Here is a 16,486-nt window from a genome sequence, read left to right on the forward strand (position 1 = left end):
CAAAAACAAAAAGGGCGCCATGCGGCGCCCTTCGATTGTGCGTGAAGACTGCCCTCAGGCCGCCGCCACGGGATTGCGCAGGCGAATGTGCAGCTCGCGCAGCTGCTTCTCGTCGACCGGGCTGGGTGCCTGGGTGAGCAGGTCCTGCGCGCGCTGGGTCTTGGGGAAGGCGATCACGTCGCGGATGGACTCGGCGCCGGTCATCAGGGTGATGAGGCGATCCAGGCCAAAGGCCAGGCCGCCGTGCGGGGGCGCGCCGTACTGCAGCGCGTCGAGCAGGTAGCCGAACTTGGCGCGCTGGTCCTCGGGACCGATGTTGAGCGCGGCGAACACCTTGGCCTGCACGTCGGCACGGTGGATACGCACGGAGCCGCCGCCCAGTTCCCAGCCGTTGAGCACCATGTCATAGGCCTTGGCCAGGCACTTGCCGGGGTCGGTGTCCATGAGGTCCTCGTGGCCGTCCTTCGGTGACGTGAACGGGTGGTGCACGGCCACCCAGCGGTTGTCTTCCTCGTCGTGCTCGAACATGGGGAAGTCCACCACCCACAGCGGGGCCCAGCGGTCCTCGAACAGGCCGCCCTGCTTGCCGAACTCGCTGTGACCGATCTTCAGGCGCAGCGCGCCAATGCTGTCGTTGACGATCTTGGTCTTGTCGGCGCCGAAGAACAGGATGTCGCCGTCCTGCGCACCGGTGCGCTTGAGAATTTCAGCGATGGCGGCATCGTGGATGTTCTTCACGATGGGCGACTGCAGGCCGTCGCGGCCCTTGGCCACTTCATTGACCTTGATCCAGGCCAGGCCCTTGGCGCCGTAGATCTTGACGAACTCGGTGTACTGGTCGATCTCGCCACGGCTGATGGCTGCGCCACCGGGCACGCGCAGGGCGACCACGCGGCCGCCAGGGGTGGTGGCGGGGCCGGAAAAGACCTTGAAGTCCACGTCGGCCATGACGTCGGTCAGCTCGGTGAACTCGAGCTTGACGCGCAGGTCGGGCTTGTCCGAGCCGAAGCGGCGCGCGGCCTCGGCATAGGTCATGGTCGGGAACTCGCCCAGATCCACGCCCAGCTGCTGCTGGAATACCTCCTTGATCATGCGCTGGAAGATGTCGCGGATTTCCTCCTCGTTCAGGAACGAGGTTTCGCAGTCGATCTGCGTGAACTCGGGCTGGCGGTCGGCGCGCAGGTCCTCGTCACGGAAGCACTTGGTGATCTGGTAGTAACGGTCGTAGCCGGCCACCATCAGCATCTGCTTGTAGAGCTGGGGCGATTGCGGCAGCGCGAAGAACTGGCCGTCGTGCACGCGGCTGGGCACCAGATAGTCGCGCGCGCCCTCGGGCGTGCTCTTGCCGAGCATGGGGGTTTCGATGTCGATGAAGCCTTCCTTGTCGAGGAAGTTGCGCACCTGGATCGCCGTTTTGTAGCGCAGCATCAGGTTGCGCTGCATGGCCGGGCGGCGCAGGTCCATCACGCGGTGCGTCAGGCGCGTGGTCTCCGACAGGTTGTCGTCGTCCATCTGGAACGGCGGCGTCACCGAGGCGTTGAGCACGTTCAGCTCATGGCACAGCACTTCGATCTGGCCGCTCTTGAGCTTGTCGTTGGTGGTGCCGGCGGGACGCGCGCGCACCAGGCCCTTGACCTGGATGCAGAACTCGTTGCGGATGTCCTCGGCCACCTTGAACATCTCGGGGCGGTCGGGGTCGCAGACCACCTGCACATAGCCTTCGCGGTCGCGCAGGTCGATGAAGATCACGCCCCCATGGTCGCGGCGGCGGTTCACCCAGCCGCACAGGGTAACGGTTTGGCCCATCAGGGCTTCGGTCACAAGACCGCAGTATTCGGAGCGCATGGCCATGTCGGGTTCTTCCTGCGCCCGCAGTGGGCGCTGTCGTTCGGTGAGGTTTATCGGTCGGTCGCTTCCGCTGGGACCAGGGACGGCGGCGCCACCACACCCATGGAAACGATGTACTTGAGCGCAGCGTCCACGCTCATTTCGAGTTCAACACAGTCGCTCTTGCGCACGATGACGAAATAGCCGCTCGTGGGGTTGGGCGTGGTGGGCACATAGACGCTGACGAATTCGTCGCGCAGATAGCCCGCGACCTCGCCCGTGGGCGTGCCGGTGACGAAGGCCACGGTCCACACGCCCTCGCGCGGCCATTGAACCAGCACCGCGGTGCGAAAGGCGTTGCCGCTCTCGGAAAACAGCGTGTCCGACACCTGCTTGACGCTCGAATAGATGGAGCGCACCACAGGTATGCGCGTGACCAGCCCATCGCCCCAGGCCACCATCTTGCGGCCCGCGAAGTTGCTGGCAAAGGCGCCGATGATGAGCAGTATGGCGAGCGTGAGCAGCACGCCGAAGCCCGGGATGTGAAAGCCCAGCAGCTTGTCCGGATGCCAGGCGCCAGGCAGGATGGTGAGCGTCTGATCCAGCGTGCTGACGATCCAGCTCAGCACCCAGGCGGTGATGACGCCGGGCACGACGACCAGCAGACCCGTGAAAAGCCATTTGCGCAGAGCGGCCATGAGCGTGGTTGACTTTATGCGTCAGAACTGGCTGGAGCGCTTGCGGGAGAAGCGCTTGCAGCTTCAGATTTAGGAGCATCCTGGGTCGCCGGGGCGGCGGCCGCGCTGCCAGCCGAGCCGCCCGAGCCCCCACGGAAATCGGTCACATACCACCCCGATCCCTTGAGCTGGAAACCCGCGGCCGTGACCTGCTTGGCAAACGTCTCGGCGCCGCATGCGGGGCAGCGGGTCAAGGGTGCATCGGAGATTTTTTGCAGCACGTCCTTGGCATGGCCACAGGTGCCGCAACGGTAGGCGTAAATAGGCATTGCGAAGAAATGCGAAAAATGTGCAAAGCCGTCGATTATAAGTATCGGGCTCTGTGGTGCAGGGGCGCTGCGCGCTTACTCGACTCCCACCACCCGGTGATGGGGTGCGCGCGTGTTGCGCACCATCTGCGGCGCCAGCGAGCCCGCGACCATGCCGAAGGCGGCCGACAGCAGGCCGGCGAGCTGCTGCGGGAAGGCCTCGTGCAGCGCCGGCGTGAGCATGAACACCAGCCACACGCCAATGCCCAGCACCACGGCGCAGATCGCGCCCTGGGTGTTGGCGCGCTTCCAGTACAGGCCGAACACCAGGGGCACGAAGGCGCCGACCAGCGGCACCTGGTAGGCGCTCGAGACCAGCTCGTAGATGGGCGTGCCTTCCATCACTATCGAATACAGCAGCACCCCGGCCGCAAACACCAGCACGCTGATGCGCATGGCGAGCAGCTTCTCGCGGTCGCTGATGTGCTCGGGCCGGAACTGGCGCCAGATGTTCTCGGTGAACGTGACGCTGGGCGCGAGCAGCGTGGCCGAGGCACAGGACTTGATGGCCGACAGCAGCGCGCCGAAGAACAGCACCTGCATCACCAGCGGCATGCGCTCCATGACCAGGGTGGGCAGCACCTTCTGCGGGTCCTCCGCCAGCAGGTCAGCCGCCTGCTCGGGCATGATGATGAGCGCGCTGGCCACGAGGAACATGGGCACGAAGGCAAACAGGATGTAGGCCGTGCCGCCGATGACCGTGCCATGCGTGGCCGCCCGCTCGGTCTTGGCCGACATGACGCGCTGGAACACGTCCTGCTGCGGGATGGAGCCCAGCATCATGGTGATGGCCGCGCCAAAGAAGAACAGCATCTCGTGCCAGGTGGGTGCCGGCCAGAAACGCAGCATGTCGCGGCTGGTGATGAGCTCGACCACCTTGCCCGCGCCGCCGGCCATGTCGGCCGCGAACCAGGACAGGATCACCAGTCCCAGCACCAGGATGAGCATCTGGATGAAGTCCGTGACCGCCACCGACCACATGCCGCCCCACAGCGTGTAGACCAGGATGGACAGCACGCCTATGGTCATGCCCCAGGGAATGCTGATCGCACCGCCCGAAAGCAGGTTGAACACCAGGCCCAGCGCCGTGACCTGGGCCGACACCCAGCCCAGGTAGCTCAGCATGATGATCAGCGAGCAGATGATCTCCACCGCACGCCCGTAGCGCTCGCGGTAGTAGTCGCTGATGGTCAAGAGCGTCATGCGGTAGAGCTTGGCCGCAAAGAACAGACCCACGAGGATCAGGCACATGCCGGCGCCGAACGGGTCCTCGACCACCGCGTGCAGCCCGCCCTCGATGAACTTGGCCGGCACGCCGAGCACGATCTCCGAGCCGAACCAGGTCGCGAACGTGGTGGTGATGATCATGTACATGGGCAGGCTGCGCCCTGCGATCGCGAAGTCCGCCGTGTTCTTCACGCGCTGGGCGGCCCACAGGCCTATCCCGATGGTGACGAACAGATAGGCAATCACCATGAAGAGCAACACCTGGCAACTCCTGTGTACAAAGAGGGGTAGTGGATCAATAGAGGTGCACGCGCACGATCACCTGCATGGCCAGCAGGCCCAGCACAAAGCCCAGGCCACCATAGAGGATGGCCTGCAGCAGGCGGTTGGTGCGCTTCTGGGTGGCGATGAGCTCCTGCAGCTCCGTGTGATGCGGCTGCGCGCCCCGGCGCAGGTAGTCGTACATCAGCCGCGGCAGGTCGGGCAGCACCTTGGCGTAGTGCGGCGCCTGGTCGCGCAGCTCGCGCCACAGGCGCTGCGGCCCCATCTGCTCGAGCATCCATTTCTCGAGGAAGGGCTTGGCCGTGCTCCACAGGTCCAGATCGGGGTCAAGCTGGCGCCCCAGGCCCTCGATGTTGAGCAGCGTCTTCTGCAGCAGCACCAGCTGGGGCTGGATCTCGACGTGAAAGCGCCGCGAGGTCTGAAACAGCCGCATGAGCACCATGCCCAGCGAGATTTCCTTGAGCGGGCGGTCAAAGTAAGGCTCGCACACCGCGCGTATGGCCGATTCGAGCTCGTTGACGCGCGTCGTCGCGGGCACCCAGCCGCTCTCGATGTGCAGCTCGGCCACGCGCTTGTAGTCGCGCCGGAAGAAGGCCGTGAAGTTCTGCGCCAGGTATTCCTTGTCGTACTCGGTGAGCGTGCCCACGATGCCGAAATCGAGCGAGATGTAGCGCCCGAAGGTGGCCGCGTCCAGGCTCACCTGGATGTTGCCGGGGTGCATGTCGGCGTGAAAAAAGCCGTCGCGAAACACCTGCGTGAAGAAGATGGTCACGCCGTCGCGCGCGAGCTTGGGAATGTCCACCCCGGCCGCGCGCAGGCGGTCGACCTGGCTGATGGGCACGCCCTTCATGCGCTCCATGACCATGACGTCGGTGCGGCAGAAGTCCCAGAACACCTCGGGGATGAGCACCAGGTCCAGGCCCTCCATGTTGCGGCGCAGCTGGGCGGCGTTGGAGGCCTCGCGCATCAGGTCGAGCTCGTCGTGCAGATACATGTCGAACTCGGCCACCACCTCGCGCGGCTTGAGGCGCCGGCCGTCGGCCGAGAGCTTTTCCACCCAGCCGGCCATCATGCGCATGAGGGCCAGGTCCTTCTCGATCACGGGCAGCATGCCCGGGCGCAGCACCTTGACGGCCACCTCGCGCTCGCGGCCATCACGGTCGCGGATGACCGCAAAGTGCACCTGGGCGATGGAGGCGCTGGCCACGGGCTCGCGCTCGAAGGAGACGAAGAGCTCGCCCAGCGGGCGGCGAAACGAGCGCTCTATGGTGTCGATGGCGATCTGCGGGTCGAACGCGGGCACGCGGTCCTGCAGCAGCGCGAGCTCGTCGGCGATGTCCGGCGGCATGAGGTCGCGCCGCGTCGAGAGCACCTGGCCGAACTTCACGAAGATCGGCCCGAGCTGCTGCAGCGCCTCGCGCAGGCGCTGGCCGCGCGGCGCATCCAGGCGCCGGCCTATGGTGATGAGGCGCGTGAACAGGCGCAGCCACGGGTGGTCGAAGTTCGACAGCACCAGCTCGTCGAGCCCATAGCGCAGCGCCACCCAGATGATGGTGGCGCCCCGGAAGAAGCGGTTCATAGGCGCATGTGGCTGGAGGCGTCGTCCTGGCTGCCCGCGCGCGCGCCGACAAAGCGGCGCAGGGCATCGGCGGCCCGCCCGGCCACGGAGGCGATGGCGCGCGCGGGCGCATCGCCGACGAGGCGCGCCAGGTCTTCCTCGACATCCCAGCGCACATGATCCACCAGCCAGTTGATCTCGCCGGCCAGCTGCACGTCGCCCTCGATGCGGATGGTGGGCTTGTCGCCGCGCAGCGCGCCACGCGCAAGGGTCAGGGGCGAGGTTTCCGTGATCTCCAGTCGCAGGTCTGGCACAGCGTCCTGGGGCGCCAGGTCGAGCAGGCCCGCGGGCGTGACCTGCAGCGCCATGGTGTAGATGCGCCACTGCACCAGCGCCACCCGGCCGCGCTGGCGCACCAGGCGGTCCATGGCCTCTCTTTCCTGCATGAGCACATGATTGAGAAACAGCACCACGCGGTGCTGCAGTTCATGGACCAGCCAGGCCGGCGCCTGCGGGCCCTGCCGCACGCGCTCCGCCAGACCGTTCAGGAAAGAAAAAGGGGACTGTGTTGCCATAGTCCCCGATTATCCGATCATTCATCCGGCCAGCCGCGGCGCGGCGCCATTTCCGCGCGCGGGCGGCGTCACCTGGGCGCCACGCAGGGCGCCCGGCACCTCACTGCAATGCCTTTACTGCAGCGCCTGCAGGCCCGCAACCAGCCAGCCGCTGCTGCCGTTCTTGGGCTTGGTCATGTTCCAGACCTCGCGGAAGGGGCTGGGGCCTGCCGAGGGCTCCTCGCGGATCATGCCGGAGAACTCGACGCTGGCCATGTAGCCATCGCCCAGGTCCTCGATGCCGAGCAGCTGCGCCTCGAGGATGACGACTTCCGTGTGGTTGGGCTGCTCGCCGCCGCGCTGCGCCTCGCGCTCGCTGAGCTGGGTGCGGATCTCGCCCACCATCTCGTCCGTCATCATGGAGCGCAGCGTGGAGATGTCCGAGCGGTCCCACGCGGCCTGCAGCGTGGTGAAGTTGCGCTTGGCGGCGGACAGAAAGCCCTCGACGTCAAAGCCCTCGGGAATGCCCCAGTTCTGCGAGCCCGCGAGGGCCGAGCCGATCATGCTGCCACCCTGCTGGGGCGCGGCGGAGAACTGCTCCCACGGGCGGGCCGAGGCGTCGTTGCCGACCTTCTCGGGGTTGTACTGACGCGGCGCCTGCACATTGGTCGGTGCCGGGCCGCCCGCGCCCTGGAAGGCAAACGGCGTGCCCCCAGCGGCGGTTGCGGCCGGCTTGTTGCGCGCACGCATCACCATGCCGATGACGGCCATGACCACCATGGCCAGCAGCGCCACCAGCAGGATGTTGCCGAAGGCCTCGCCCAGCCCCAGCGAGTTGGCCAGCCAGGCCAGGCCCAGGCCCGCGGCCAGGCCGCCGAGCATGGCGCCCCAGGGCTTCTTGGGTGCGGCCTGCGCGGCATTGGGCGCCGCGGCCGGCTTGGCCGGTGCGCTGCTGGCGGCGTTCTGCGCGGGGGCGCCAGGCGCCGTGGGCGGCGTGGCCTCGCGCTGCGTGACGTTGCTCGACTGGCGGCCCATGGACTTGCCGCCGCCCATGCGACGAGCGTCGGCATCCAGATGCACCACGGCGAGCATGGCGACAAGAATCATTGACCACAGTTTCATGGCATTACTCCATCGGATAGTTTTGTAAATCGACCGCGCACCATTCAGCACTTGATTCCAACATGCAGGGCCACGATGCCGCCCGTCATGTTGTGATAGTCCACATGGCCAAAGCCACTTTGCTGCATAAGGGTTTTGAGCTCGTCCTGGCCCGGGTGCATGCGGATGGATTCGGCCAGGTAGCGGTAGCTCGCATCGTCCCCGGCCACCAGCTTGCCCAGGCGTGGCAGCACGCTGAAGGAATACCAGTCGTAGGCCTTCTCCAGCGGCTTGGCCACCTTGGAGAACTCCAGCACCAGCAGGCGCCCGCGGGGCTTGAGCACGCGGCACATCTCCCTGAGGGCCGCGTCCTTGTGCGTCATGTTGCGCAGGCCGAAGGCCACGCTGACCAGATCGAAATGGTTGTCGGGAAACGGCAGCTGCTCGGCGTCGCAGACCAGCGTGGGCAGCACCACGCCCTTGTTGATGAGACGGTCGCGCCCCACGCGCAGCATGGCCTCGTTGATGTCGGTGTGCACCACCCGGCCCGTCGCGCCGACCTTCTTGGCGAAGGCCAGCGACAGGTCGCCCGTGCCGCCGGCGATGTCCAGCACCTGATCGCCCTCGCGCAGGTTGGCCACCATCACGGTGTAGGCCTTCCAGGCGCGGTGCAGGCCGGCCGACATCAGGTCGTTCATCAGGTCGTACTTGGGCGCCACCGAGTCGAACACGCCGCGCACGTGGCGCGCCTTGTCCTTCTCGTCAACGGTTTCAAATCCGAAATGTGTGGTGCTCATGGGGGTGCATCCTAGAGGTGCGCGTGTACTGCGCATAGCGACAACCCCGCGCAGACGTAGGGCTTGTGTCGAAAAATCAAAAGTTCACACAGCGCCTGCAAGGCAAGCGCCGTCAGCTATGACGAAGATAGCATCAATGGCCGGAGCAGCCCGATTTCTGACCCCTGGCAATCATGGGGGCATCGCGGTCGACGCCCGCCTCCTGCAGGCGATCGAGATAGCGCTGCCACAGGGCCTCCTGGTCGCGCCCGAGCGCGTAGAGATAGTCCCAGGTGTAGATGCCGCTCGCATGGCCGTCGGAGAAGCTCGGCTGTATCGCGTAGTTGCCCACCTGGGCCAGGTCGGTGAGCGTGACCTCGCGCTTGCCGGTCTGCAGCACCTCCTGGCCCGGGCCATGGCCCATGACCTCGGCCGAGGGCGAGTAGACACGCATGAGCTCGAAGGGGATGGAAAAATGCGCGCCGTCGGAGAACACCAACTCCAGCATGCGCGACTTTTCGTGCACCGTGATGGATTGCGGCGTGGGTGCGCCAGCGGTCAGTCCTGCCATGGTTGTGTCCTATAAGCCATATCGGCCTTGAGCGCCCGCGCAGCAAGCGCGAGCAGCTATCAATTCAGTAGTTCAAGGCGCTGCTTGAGCGCCAGCTCCAGCGCCGGCAGGCGCTGGGCGACGGCGGCCTCGCGCGCCGCGTCGCGCGCGCGCTGCGCCTGCGCCCACAGGGGCGCGGGGAAATGGCTGTCCCAGTCGAAGCGCGCGACCACATGCCAGTGCAGGTGCGGCACCACGTTGCCCAGCGTCGCCAGGTTGATCTTGGTGGGGGCCAGCTGGGCGCGCAGCAGTTCCTCGACGAGGGTCACGGCCTGCATGCAATGCGCCCTGTCCTGCTCCGACAGGTCGGAGAACTCGGCCACATGGGCGTTCCAGATGACGCGGTAGAAGGCAGGGAACCCCGCCTCTTCGGCATGGATGACGCGCAGCCTCTGCCCGCGCCAGACCAGCCGGCCACCGTCGGTGTCGCAGAGCACGCAGCTCATACCAGCACCCGCTCGATGCCGCCGGCGTTGGCACGCGCCACGTAGTCGGGCATCCAGTTCTCGCCCAGGATCTGGCGCGCCATCTCGACGACGATGTAGTCGGCCTCGAGCAGGCCCGTGGACAGGTCGTCCTGGTAGCGCGAGATGCCCTGCAGGCAGCTCGGGCAGCTGGTCAGGATCTTGATGTTGTCCTGCGCGCCCACGGCGCCGCTGCCGCGCAGCTGGGCCTCGCCCTTGCGGATTTCCTCGGTCTTTCGGAAGCGCACCTGGGTGGACACGTCGGGGCGCGTGACGCCCAGCGTGCCCGACTCGCCGCAGCAGCGCTCGCTCTTCAAGACCTTGTCGCCGACGAGGGCGCGCACCGTCTGCATGGAGTCGCCCTGCTTCATGGGGTTGTGGCAGGGCTCGTGGTACAGGAAGCCGCCCTGGCCCGCGGGAAGAGTGATGCCCTTTTCGAGCAGAAACTCGTGGATGTCGACGATGCGGCTGCCCGGGAAGATCTTGTCGAACTCGTAGCCCTGCAGCTGGTCGTAGCAGGTGCCGCAGGAGACGACCACGGTCTTGATATCCAGGTAGTTCAGCGTATTGGCCACGCGGTGGAACAGCACGCGGTTGTCGGTGATCATCTTCTCGGCCTTGTCGGACTGGCCGCTGCCGCGCTGCGGGTAGCCACAGCACAGGTAACCTGGCGGCAGCACGGTCTGCACGCCCGCATGCCAGAGCATGGCCTGCGTGGCCAGGCCCACCTGGCTGAACAAGCGCTCGGAGCCGCAGCCGGGGAAGTAGAACACCGCCTCGGAGTCGCTGCTGGTCCTGGGGTCGCGAATGATGGGCACGTAGTCCTTGTTCTCGATGTCGAGCAGGGCACGCGCCGTCTTGGTCGGCAGACCGCCGGGCAGCTTCTTGTTGACGAAGTGGATCACCTGCTCCTTGATCGGCGCCGTGCCCACGGTCGCGGGCGGGCGCGCGGTCTGTGACTTGCTCACGGAGCGCAGCGCGTCCACGGCCAGGCGCTGGGCCTTGAAGCCGACGTTGACCATGCCCGCGCGCAACAGGTTGATGGCGCGCGGGTCGGTGGCGTTGAGCATGGCCATGGCCAGCTTGTTGCCCGGGCGCCAGCTCTTCTTGTCCATCTTGACCAACAGCGAGCGCATGGCCATGGTCACGTCGCCGAAGTCGATCTTCACCGGGCAGGGGTTGTAGCAGCGGTGGCAGATGGTGCAGTGGTCGGCCACGTCCTCGAATTCCTGCCAGTGGTGGCTGGACACGCCGCGGCGCGTCTGCTCCTCGTACAGAAAGGCCTCGGCCAAGAGCGACGTGGCGAGGATCTTGTTGCGCGGGGAATACAGCAGATTGGCGCGCGGCACATGGGTCGAGCATTCGGGCTTGCACTTGCCGCAGCGCAGGCAGTCCTTGACGCTGGCCACGATCTGGCCGATGTCGCTCTGCTGCATGATGAGCGACTCGTAGCCCATGAGGCCGAAGCTCGGCGTGTAGGCGTTGGTGAGGTCCGAGTAGCGCAGCGAGGTGCGCGACTTTTCATGAGCAATATCGGCCCTCTGCCCTTGCGGGTACTGCGCGTGCAGCTCCTGATTTCGTAGCAGCTTACCCCAGTTGAAGCGCCCGTGCGGGTCCACCCTGCGCTTGTACTCGGCAAACGGCGCGAGCTCCTCGTCGGACAGGAACTCGAGCTTGGTGATGCCAATGCCATGCTCGCCAGAGATCACGCCGTCGAGCGAACGCGCAAGCTGCATGATGCGGGCCACGGCCTCGTGCGCGGTCTGCAGCATCTCGTAGTCGTCGCTGTTGACCGGGATGTTGGTGTGCACATTGCCGTCGCCCGCATGCATGTGCAGCGCCACCCAGACGCGGCCCTTGAGCACCTTCTGGTGGATGGCCGCCATCTCTTTCAGGATGGGCTCGAAGGCCGCGCCCACGAAGATGTCGGCCAGCGGCCTTTGCAGCTGGGTCTTCCAGCTCGCGCGCAGGGAATGGTCCTGCAGCTGCGGGAACAGCTCGGCCACGTTGTCGAGCCAACCCTGCCAGAGCGCACGCACCTCGGCCACCAGGGCTTGCGCCTGGGCCACGCGGTCGCCCAGCAGCTCGGTCGCGGTGATGCCGGCGGCGTCGCCCTGCTTGGCGCAGGGCAGGTCGGGGCGCGCGAGAAAGTCCTGCAGCGCGTCGCACAGCTTGAGCTTGTTGCGCAGCGACAGTTCGATGTTGATGCGCTCTATGCCGTCGGTGTACTCGGCCATGCGCGGCAGCGGGATCACCACGTCCTCGTTGATCTTGAAGGCGTTGGTGTGCTTTGAGATGGCCGCCGTGCGCTTGCGGTCGAGCCAGAACTTCTTGCGCGCCTCGCTGCTGACGGCGGTGAAGCCCTCGCCGTCGCGCGAGTTGGCGATGCGCACCACCTCGGCCGTGGCGCGCGCCACGGCGTCGGGGTCGTCACCCACGATGTCGCCGATGAGCACCATCTTCGGCAACTTGCCACCGCCCTTCTTGCTCTTGGTCGCGTAGCCCACGGCCTTGAGATAGCGGTCGTCCAGGTGTTCGAGACCCGCGAGCAGCACGCCCGAGCGTTTCTGCTCGGCGAACATGAAGTCCTTGATCTCGACGATGCTGGGCACGGCCAGCTTGGCCGAGCCAAAGAATTCCAGGCACACGGTGCGCGTGTGCGCCGGCATGCGGTGCACGATCCAGCGCGCGCTGGTGATGATGCCGTCCGTACCCTCCTTCTGCACGCCGGGCAGGCCCGAGAGGAACTTGTCCGTCACGTCCTTGCCCAGGCCCTCCTTGCGGAAGGTCTTGCCCGGGATGTCCAGGCGTTCGGTGCGAATCGCCGTCCTGCCGTCGGGCCGGAAGTAGGCCAGCTCAAAGCTCGCCACCTCCACGTCGTGGATCTTGCCCAGGTTGTGATCGAGGCGCGTGACCTCGAGCCACTCGCCCTCGGGCGTGACCATGCGCCAGCTCGCGAGGTTGTCGAGCGCCGTGCCCCAGAGCACGGCCTTTTTGCCGCCCGCGTTCATGGCGATGTTGCCGCCTATGCACGAGGCCTCGATGGAGGTCGGGTCGACCGCGAACACAAAGCCCGCGCGTTCGGCCGCGTCGGCCACGCGCTGGGTGACGACGCCGGCCTCGCTCCAGACCGTGGGCACCTCGTGGTCGACGCCGGGCAGGCGGCGCATCTGCACCTCGGTCAGGGCCTCGAGCTTTTCGGTGTTGATGACGGCGCTGCGCCAGGTCAGCGGAATGGCGCCGCCCGTGTAGCCCGTGCCGCCGCCGCGCGGGATGATGGTGAGCTCGAGCTCGATGCAGGCGGCCACCAGCGCGGCGATCTCGGCCTCGGTGTCGGGCGTGAGCACGACGAAGGGAAACTCCACGCGCCAGTCGGTCGCATCCGTCACGTGAGATACGCGCGAGAGCCCGTCGAACTTGATGTTGTCGCGGGCCGTGTGGCGCGCCAGGCGCTTTTCCACCTGCTTGCGCAGCGCGGCGACCTCGACGAACGTGGCGTCGAACTCGGCGATGGCGCGGTTGGCGGCCTCGACGAGCTGGCCCACGCGGCGGTCGCGCTCGGGGTCTTCCTGCGGCGTGCGGCGCTTTTCGATCTCGCCCATGCGGTGGTGCATGGCGTCCACCAGCAGCCGGCGCCGCTCGGGCGACTGGATCAGGTCGTCCTGCAGATAGGGGTTGCGCTGCACGGCCCAGATGTCGCCCAGCACCTCGTAGAGCATGCGCGCCGAGCGGCCCGTGCGGCGCTCGCGCCGCAGGTGGTCGAGCACGCCCCAGGCCTCCTGGCCGAGCAGGCGGATGACGATTTCCCGGTCGGAAAAGCTCGTGTAGTTGTACGGAATCTCGCGCAGGCGCACGGGCTCGCTGCCCTGCGCCTGCAGCGCGGCCAGCGCTATCGGTGCATTCATGGGGTCAACCTGGGTGGGGCGCGTCGCGCCCTGATGCCTCGGGGCCGGGCATTTTATGTCACGCCCCACGGGCGCGCCCGGCGCACGCGAGTGCCACTACGCCCCCACGGGGTGTAGGCGCAGGATCAAGGCAAAATCGCCCTCCAGCGCCCACCCATAAAGCGCAGACAGCTATATTTTGAATAGCATCATCAGAACAGCACGCGGCAGCGCAGCGTGCCCGGCACCTGGGCCAGCTTTTGCAACGCCAGGTCGGACGAGCGCGCATCGAGGTCGATCACCACATAACCCACGGCCTCGTTGGTCTGCAGGTACTGGCCGGAGATGTTGATCTGGTTGTCCGACAGGATGCCGTTGATCTGCGACAGCACGCCCGGCACGTTGCGGTGGATGTGCAGCAGGCGGTGCTTGCCCGGGTGCGCGGGCAGCGCTACCTCGGGGAAGTTGACGGACGAGGTGCTGGTGCCGTTGTCGCTGTAGCGCACGAGCTTTTCCGCAACCTCCACGCCGATGTTGGCCTGGGCCTCCATGGTCGAGCCACCGATGTGCGGCGTGAGGATGACGTTGTCCAGCCCGCGCAGCGGAGAGACGAACTCATCCTTGTTGCTCTTGGGCTCGACGGGGAACACGTCGACGGCCGCGCCCAGCAGCTTCTTGTCGCGGATCGCCTGGGCCAGCGGGTCTATCTCCACCACCGTGCCGCGCGAGGCGTTGATGAGGATGGCGCCGGGCTTCATCTGCGCGATCTCGGCGGCCTTGATCATCCACTTGGTCGAGGGCAGGTCGGGCACGTGCAGGCTCACGATGTCGCTTTGCGCCAGCAGCTCGGCCAGGCTGGCCGCCTGGCGCGCATTGCCCAGCGGCAGCTTGGCGACCACGTCGTGGAACACCACCTGCATGCCCAGCGCCTCGGCCAGCACCGACAGCTGCGAGCCGATGGCGCCGTAGCCGATGATGCCCAAGGTCTTGCCGCGCGCCTCGAAGGCGTTGGTCGCGCTCTTGAGCCAGCCGCCGCGGTGCGCCACGGCGTTCTTCTCGGGGATGCCGCGCAGCAGCAGAATGGCCTCGGCCAGCACCAGCTCGGCCACGGAGCGGGTGTTGGAATACGGCGCGTTGAAGACGGCGATGCCGCGCTCGCGCGCCGCATCCAGATCCACCTGGTTCGTGCCTATGCAGAAGCACCCCACGGCCACGAGCTTGTGGGCATGGGCCAACACATCGGCCGTGAGCTGGGTGCGCGAGCGTATGCCGATGAAGTGCACGTCGGCGATCTTCCGGCGCAGCTCCTCGCCCTCCAGGGCCCCGGGCAGCAGTTCCACCTGGGTGTAGCCGGAAGAGCGCAGCAGCTCCACGGCGCTTTCGTGCACGCCTTCGAGCAACAGAAACTTGATCTTGCTTTTATCCAGGGATGTCTTGGGCATGGCGTGGCAATCCGGGGGAAAGTGCCTGCGGCGGGGCACGAACAACGGCCGCATGGTTGGGAAGCGGCCCATTGTGCAACGCAGCATGCGGCGCGAGCGCGACGCGGCCCGATATCCATGTTTGCATCCATGTTGGCGGCATCGCCAAAAACCGCGCAAAAACGAGCACATTCGCACACAAACCATCAGCGCGATGTCACAATTTGCACGCTCGTCCGCTGGCGGGTTTCCCCGGTTGTTGCGGCTTTTTGCGCATGCGACAACGACACCAAACCGTCATGAAGCGTTTGCACCATTGCCGGCTTCATGTCATTTGTTCATCCACAAGGAGTACCCATGCAACTGAAACAACTGGGATTGGCCGCATGCCTGTTCGCCACGGGCCTGACCGCACAGGCACAGACCGAGATCCAGTGGTGGCATTCGATGACCGCCGTGAACAACGAATGGGTCAACGACCTGGCCAAGGAGTTCAACGCCAGCCAGAGCGCCTACAAGGTCGTGCCGGTGTTCAAGGGCGCGTATGACGAATCCATGACGGCCGCCATTGCCGCGTTCCGCTCGGGCAATGCGCCGCACATCCTGCAGGTGTTCGAGGTCGGCACGGCCACCATGATGGCCAGCAAGGGCGCCACCGTGCCCGTGGCCAAGGTCATGAAGGACGCGGGCGCGGACTTCAACCCCGCGGGCTACATCCCGGCCGTGGCCGCCTACTACACGGCGCCCAACGGCCAGATGCTGAGCTTCCCGTTCAACAGTTCGACCACGGTGTTCTATTACAACAAGGACGCCTTCAAGAAGGCCGGCCTGGACGCGAACAAGCCGCCCACCACCTGGCCCGAGGTGTTCGAGGCGACCAAGAAGCTCAAGGCCAGCGGCCACAGCTGCCCGATGACGCTGGCCTGGATGGGCTGGACGCAGCTCGAGTCCTTCTCGACCTGGCACAACGTGGAATTTGCGACGCACAAGAACGGCCTGGCGGCCGATGGCTACAAGGCGCGCCTGAAGATCAACTCGCCGCTGCATGTGCGCCACATCGACGATCTCGCCAAGCTGGCCAAGAACGGCGAGTTCGTCTACAAGGGCCGCGGCTCGGCCGCGCAGGCCTCGTTCGTGTCGGGCGAGTGCGCGATGATCCAGACCTCCTCGGGCTTCTACGGCGACGTGGCCAAGAACGCCAAGTTCGCCTACGGCATCACCTCCCTGCCTTACTACCCCGATGTCAAGGGCGCGCCGCAGAACACCGTGATCGGCGGCGCCTCGCTGTGGGTCATGGCCGGCAAGAAGCCCGAGGAATACAAGGGCGTGGCCAGGTTCTTCGAGTTCCTGTCGCAGACCAAGGTGCAGGCGGCCAGCCACCAGCGCACGGGCTATCTGCCCATCACCACCGCCGCCTACGACCTGACGAACAAGTCCGGCTTCTATGAGAAGCACCCCGGCACCGACGTGGCCGTGAACCAGATGGTGCGCAAGGTAACCGACAACTCGCGCGGCATCCGCCTGGGCAACTATGTGCAGATCCGCGTCATCGAGGACGAGGAAATGGAGCAGGTCTGGGCCGGCAAGAAGAGCGCCAAGGAGGCCATGGACGCCATCGTGAGCCGCGGCAACGAGCTGCTCGCCCGCTTCGAGAAGTCCTACCGGCCGTAAGCGGCACGCCCGCCCCACCCCGCCGCACGCAGGCCCCACGGGCCTGCGGCGGTTTTTTTGCATGTG

General features: G+C 66.2%; 13 protein-coding genes. 1 reads left to right on the forward strand and 12 read right to left on the reverse strand.

The annotated features are described in order from the left end of the window. Positions 1–54: 54 nt before the first annotated feature. The 12 genes from aspS to serA all read right to left on the reverse strand — a co-directional run bounded on the left by aspS (position 55) and on the right by serA (position 14,770). The gene (gene aspS / locus ABUE11_RS14410; protein WP_367065978.1) at positions 55–1,851 is read right to left on the reverse strand and encodes an aspartate--tRNA ligase; all 1,797 of its coding nucleotides are present in this window, start codon (positions 1,849–1,851) and stop codon (positions 55–57) included. Positions 1,852–1,898: 47 nt separating this feature from the next. Continuing rightward, positions 1,899–2,525, reverse strand: coding sequence for a DUF502 domain-containing protein (locus ABUE11_RS14415; RefSeq protein WP_367065980.1), 627 nt, complete (start codon positions 2,523–2,525; stop codon positions 1,899–1,901). Between the two features lie 14 nt (positions 2,526–2,539). Beyond that, positions 2,540–2,833, reverse strand: coding sequence for an FmdB family zinc ribbon protein (locus ABUE11_RS14420; RefSeq protein WP_367065982.1), 294 nt, complete (start codon positions 2,831–2,833; stop codon positions 2,540–2,542). 75 nt (positions 2,834–2,908) lie between these two features. Then, on the reverse strand, positions 2,909–4,360 hold the full coding sequence (locus ABUE11_RS14425; protein ID WP_367065984.1) for a sodium:solute symporter family protein: 1,452 nt from the start codon (positions 4,358–4,360) through the stop codon (positions 2,909–2,911). A 34-nt stretch (positions 4,361–4,394) separates the two neighbouring features. After that, the gene (gene ubiB / locus ABUE11_RS14430; RefSeq protein WP_367065985.1) at positions 4,395–5,960 is read right to left on the reverse strand and encodes a ubiquinone biosynthesis regulatory protein kinase UbiB; all 1,566 of its coding nucleotides are present in this window, start codon (positions 5,958–5,960) and stop codon (positions 4,395–4,397) included. Further along, on the reverse strand, positions 5,957–6,514 hold the full coding sequence (locus ABUE11_RS14435) for a hypothetical protein (protein ID WP_367065986.1): 558 nt from the start codon (positions 6,512–6,514) through the stop codon (positions 5,957–5,959). The genes ubiB and ABUE11_RS14435 overlap by 4 nt, the downstream gene beginning before the upstream one ends. 114 nt (positions 6,515–6,628) lie before the next feature. After that, positions 6,629–7,615: a Tim44-like domain-containing protein gene (locus ABUE11_RS14440; RefSeq protein ID WP_367065987.1), complete on the reverse strand. Its 987-nt coding sequence runs from the start codon at positions 7,613–7,615 to the stop codon at positions 6,629–6,631. A gap of 44 nt (positions 7,616–7,659) precedes the next feature. Continuing rightward, positions 7,660–8,391 carry a bifunctional demethylmenaquinone methyltransferase/2-methoxy-6-polyprenyl-1,4-benzoquinol methylase UbiE gene (gene ubiE, locus ABUE11_RS14445; protein ID WP_367065989.1) on the reverse strand — a complete coding sequence of 244 codons (732 nt, stop codon included), beginning with the start codon at positions 8,389–8,391 and terminating at the stop codon, positions 7,660–7,662. A gap of 133 nt (positions 8,392–8,524) precedes the next feature. Next, positions 8,525–8,941, reverse strand: a complete 417-nt coding sequence (locus tag ABUE11_RS14450; RefSeq protein ID WP_367065990.1) for a DUF971 domain-containing protein — start codon at positions 8,939–8,941, stop codon at positions 8,525–8,527. Between the two features lie 59 nt (positions 8,942–9,000). Beyond that, a complete protein-coding gene (locus ABUE11_RS14455; RefSeq protein WP_367065991.1) occupies positions 9,001–9,426 on the reverse strand; it encodes an HIT family protein in 426 nt (141 codons plus the stop codon). Beyond that, the gene (locus ABUE11_RS14460; protein ID WP_367065992.1) at positions 9,423–13,349 is read right to left on the reverse strand and encodes a DUF3683 domain-containing protein; all 3,927 of its coding nucleotides are present in this window, start codon (positions 13,347–13,349) and stop codon (positions 9,423–9,425) included. The genes ABUE11_RS14455 and ABUE11_RS14460 overlap by 4 nt, the downstream gene beginning before the upstream one ends. Positions 13,350–13,540: 191 nt before the next feature. Beyond that, positions 13,541–14,770 (reverse strand): phosphoglycerate dehydrogenase, encoded by a 1,230-nt coding sequence (gene serA / locus ABUE11_RS14465; RefSeq protein ID WP_367065993.1) that lies wholly within the window; start codon positions 14,768–14,770, stop codon positions 13,541–13,543. A gap of 336 nt (positions 14,771–15,106) precedes the next feature. Between serA and ugpB the strand changes: the two genes are divergently transcribed. Continuing rightward, on the forward strand, positions 15,107–16,420 hold the full coding sequence (gene ugpB / locus ABUE11_RS14470) for a sn-glycerol-3-phosphate ABC transporter substrate-binding protein UgpB (RefSeq protein ID WP_367065994.1): 1,314 nt from the start codon (positions 15,107–15,109) through the stop codon (positions 16,418–16,420). The last annotated feature ends 66 nt before the right edge of the window (positions 16,421–16,486 follow it).

Source organism: Oryzisolibacter sp. LB2S (assembly GCF_040732315.1).
In the GTDB taxonomy this organism is placed as follows: domain Bacteria; phylum Pseudomonadota; class Gammaproteobacteria; order Burkholderiales; family Burkholderiaceae_C; genus Alicycliphilus; species Alicycliphilus soli.

What these genes read in the sequence shown, in the direction of transcription:
- ABUE11_RS14455 (WP_367065991.1), bottom strand. Translation starts at nt 9,426, where the DNA reads ATGAGCTGCGTGCTCTGCGACACCGACGGTGGCCGGCTGGTCTGGCGC.
- ubiE (WP_367065989.1), bottom strand. Translation starts at nt 8,391, where the DNA reads ATGAGCACCACACATTTCGGATTTGAAACCGTTGACGAGAAGGACAAG.
- ugpB (WP_367065994.1), top strand. Translation starts at nt 15,107, where the DNA reads ATGCAACTGAAACAACTGGGATTGGCCGCATGCCTGTTCGCCACGGGC.
- aspS (WP_367065978.1), bottom strand. Translation starts at nt 1,851, where the DNA reads ATGGCCATGCGCTCCGAATACTGCGGTCTTGTGACCGAAGCCCTGATG.
- ABUE11_RS14460 (WP_367065992.1), bottom strand. Translation starts at nt 13,349, where the DNA reads ATGAATGCACCGATAGCGCTGGCCGCGCTGCAGGCGCAGGGCAGCGAG.
- ABUE11_RS14420 (WP_367065982.1), bottom strand. Translation starts at nt 2,833, where the DNA reads ATGCCTATTTACGCCTACCGTTGCGGCACCTGTGGCCATGCCAAGGAC.
- ubiB (WP_367065985.1), bottom strand. Translation starts at nt 5,960, where the DNA reads ATGAACCGCTTCTTCCGGGGCGCCACCATCATCTGGGTGGCGCTGCGC.
- ABUE11_RS14440 (WP_367065987.1), bottom strand. Translation starts at nt 7,615, where the DNA reads ATGAAACTGTGGTCAATGATTCTTGTCGCCATGCTCGCCGTGGTGCAT.
- ABUE11_RS14415 (WP_367065980.1), bottom strand. Translation starts at nt 2,525, where the DNA reads ATGGCCGCTCTGCGCAAATGGCTTTTCACGGGTCTGCTGGTCGTCGTG.
- ABUE11_RS14435 (WP_367065986.1), bottom strand. Translation starts at nt 6,514, where the DNA reads ATGGCAACACAGTCCCCTTTTTCTTTCCTGAACGGTCTGGCGGAGCGC.
- ABUE11_RS14450 (WP_367065990.1), bottom strand. Translation starts at nt 8,941, where the DNA reads ATGGCAGGACTGACCGCTGGCGCACCCACGCCGCAATCCATCACGGTG.
- serA (WP_367065993.1), bottom strand. Translation starts at nt 14,770, where the DNA reads ATGCCCAAGACATCCCTGGATAAAAGCAAGATCAAGTTTCTGTTGCTC.